This window comes from Kitasatospora sp. NPDC022785 (assembly GCF_055561295.1).
In genome coordinates, this window is sequence record NZ_JBVHHB010000063.1 from 1 (window position 1) to 3,450 (window position 3,450).

Below are 3,450 nucleotides of genomic sequence, written 5' to 3' on the forward strand. Positions count from 1 at the left end.
TCGGGGTGGTGGATGACGATGGCGTCGGTGGACTGTTCGGGGTGGAGCTGGAACTCCTCGGAGAGCACCACACCGATCCGCTCGGGCCGCAGCAGCTCCGCGATCTTGGCGCGGTCCTCCAGCTCCGGGCAGGCCCCGTACCCCAGCGAGAACCGGGCCCCCCGGTACTTGAGCGCGAACATGTCCCGCACGTCCTGCGGGTCCTCGTCGCCGAAGCCCAGCTCGTAACGGACCCGGGCGTGCCAGAACTCCGCCAACGCCTCCGCCAACTGCACCGACAGACCGTGCAGCTCCAGATAGTCACGGTAGGAGTCGTTCGCGAACAACTCGTTCGCGGCCTCGGAGATCCGGTTGCCCATCGTGACCACCTGCAGCCCCACCACGTCGCGCACCCCCGACTCCTCCGGGCGGAAGAAGTCCGCCAGGCACAACCGCCGCCCACGCCGCTGCCGCGGGAAGGTGAACCGGGTCCGCTCGGAGCCGTCCTCGTGGAAGACGACCAGATCGTCACCCTTGGAGTTCGCCGGATAGTAGCCGTAGACCACCGCCGCCTCCAGCCAGCCCTCGGTCTGCAACCGGTCCAGCCACATCCGCAACCGCGGCCGGCCCTCCGTCTCCACCAACTCCTCGTACGACGGCCCCTCGCCGGTGCGGGCCGCCTTCAGACCCCACTGGCCCTTGAACAACGCGTCCTCGTCCAGCCAGGACGCGTAGTCCGCGAACGGCACACCCTTGACGATCCGGTCCCCCCAGAACGGCGGAACCGGCACCCGGTTGTCCACCGCCACATCCGAGCGGACCTGCCCCAGGTTCACCTCCTCCGCCTCCTCCACCTCCACCCGCGCATGCCGGCGCTGCTTCAACTCCGGCAGCACCGCCCCCGGCACACCGCGCTTGACCGCGATCAACGCGTCCATCAACCGCAGCCCCTCGAACGCGTCCCGCGCATAGCGGACCTCGCCCCCGTAGATCTCGTGGAGATCCTGCTCGACATAGGCCCGGGTGAGCGCCGCCCCGCCCAGGATCACCGGATACCGGGCCGCCAGCTCCCGCTGGTTCAGCTCCTCCAGGTTCTCCTTCATGATCACAGTGGACTTCACCAGCAGACCCGACATGCCGATCACGTCCGCCCCGTGCTCCTGCGCGGCATCCAGGATCGCCGAAACCGGCTGCTTGATGCCCAGATTCACCACGGTGTAGCCATTGTTGGACAAGATGATGTCGACCAGGTTCTTACCGATGTCATGGACATCACCCTTGACCGTGGCCAGCACGATCGTGCCCTTGCCCTCGTCATCCGACTTCTCCATGTGCGGCTCCAGATACGCCACCGCCGCCTTCATCACCTCCGCCGACTGCAACACGAACGGCAACTGCATCCGCCCCGAACCGAACAGCTCACCGACCACCTTCATCCCGGCCAGCAACGTCCCGTTCACGATCTCCAACGCCGAACGGAACACCAACGCCTCGTCCAGATCCCCCTCCAGACCACCCCGCTCGCCGTCGACGATCCGACGCTGCAGACGCTCCTCCAACGGCAACGCCGCCAGCTCCTGCGCCATGGACGCCCTCACCGACGCCGAGGAGACGCCCTCGAAGAGCCGGAGCAGCTTCTGCAACGGGTCATAGCCCCCGCTTCGCCGGTCGTAGACCAGGTCGAGCGCCACCTCACGCTGGTCCTCGGGGATCCGGGCCATCGGCAGGATCTTTGACGCGTGCACGATCGCCGAGTCCAGTCCGGCCTCCACACACTCGTTCAGGAACACCGAGTTGATCACCACACGGGCCGCCGGACTCAACCCGAACGAGATGTTGGACAGGCCCAGCGTGGTCTGCACGTCCGGATGACGACGCTTGAGCTCACGGATCGCCTCGATGGTCTCGATGCCGTCCCGGCGGGACTCCTCCTGCCCGGTACCCAGGGTGAAGGCCAGGCAGTCGACCAGAATCGAGCCCTCGTCGATGCCGTACTCACCGGTCAGCTGCGCGATCAGCCGCTCGGCGATGGCCACCTTGGCCTCGGCGGTGCGGGCCTGACCCTCCTCGTCGATCGTCAACGCGATCAGGCCGGCGCCGTGCTCGCGGGCCAGCGAAGCGATCCGCCCGAACCGGGTGTCCGGACCGTCACCATCCTCATAGTTCACCGAATTGAGCAGCGCGCGGCCACCCAGCGCCTCCAGCCCGGCCCGCAACACCTCCGGCTCCGTGGAGTCCAGCACGATCGGCAGCGTCGACGCCGTGGCGAGGCGCCCGGCGATCTCCCGCATGTCGGCGACACCATCACGGCCGACGTAGTCAACGCAGAGGTCCAGCAGATGGGAGCCGTCCCGGATCTGCTCGCGGGCGATCTCCACACACGCCTGCCAGTCCCCGGCCAGCATCGACTCACGGAACCTCTTCGACCCGTTGGCATTGGTACGCTCACCGATCGCCAGATACGAGGTGTCCTGGCGCAACGGCACCGCCTGGTACAACGAGGCAGCCGACGGCTCCGGGCGCGGATCACGGCCGGCGACCGGGCGACCCTGGACGCGCTCCACCACCTGCCGCAGGTGCTCCGGGGTGGTACCGCAGCAGCCGCCGACCAGCGACAACCCGTACTCGCGCGTGAACACGTCGTGGGCGTCGGCCAGCTCGGACGGCGACAACGGATAGTGCGCACCATCCCTGCCCAACACCGGCAGACCCGCGTTCGGCATGCACGACAGCCCGACCTTCGCGTTCTTCGCCAGGTAGCGCAGGTGCTCACTCATCTCCGCCGGCCCGGTCGCACAGTTCAAACCGATGCAGTCGACACCGAGCGGCTCCAACGCCGTCAGCGCCGCACCGATCTCCGACCCCAGCAGCATCGTGCCGGTCGTCTCCACCGTCACCTGCACCAGCACCGGCAGATCCAGACCCGCCTCCGCCAACGCCCGCTTGCAACCCAGAACAGCCGCCTTGGTCTGCAACAGGTCCTGACTCGTCTCCACCAGCAGCGCATCCGCACCACCCGCGATCAGACCCGCCGCATTCTGCTGGAAGCCATCACGCAGCACCTCGTACGGCGCATGCCCGAGCGTCGGCAACTTCGTCCCCGGACCGATCGAACCCAGCACCCAGCGGGTGCGGCCGTCGGCGGCGTACGCGTCCGCCGCCTCCCGGGCGATCCGCGCCCCGGACTCGGACAGCTCGAAAACCCGCCCGGAGATGTCGTACTCCCCCAGCGCCGAGAAATTCGCCCCGAACGTATTGGTCTCCACACAGTCCACACCCACCGCGAAATACGCGTCATGGACCGAACGCACGATGTCGGGCCGCGTCACATTCAGGACCTCGTTGCAGCCCTCCAGGTCCTGGAAGTCCTCCAACGACGGATCCTGCGCCTGGAGCATCGTGCCCATCGCACCGTCGGCCACCACCACCCGGCTGGCAAGTGCCTCACGCAACGCATCTGCGCGACTCTGC

The 3,450-nt window shown here is 67.7% G+C and carries 1 protein-coding gene; it reads right to left on the bottom strand.

The window, feature by feature from the left end; translation table 11 throughout:
* A partial coding sequence (metH, locus tag ACZ3YO_RS39815; protein WP_465579173.1) for a methionine synthase occupies positions 1-3,450 on the bottom strand: 3,450 nt, incomplete at both ends.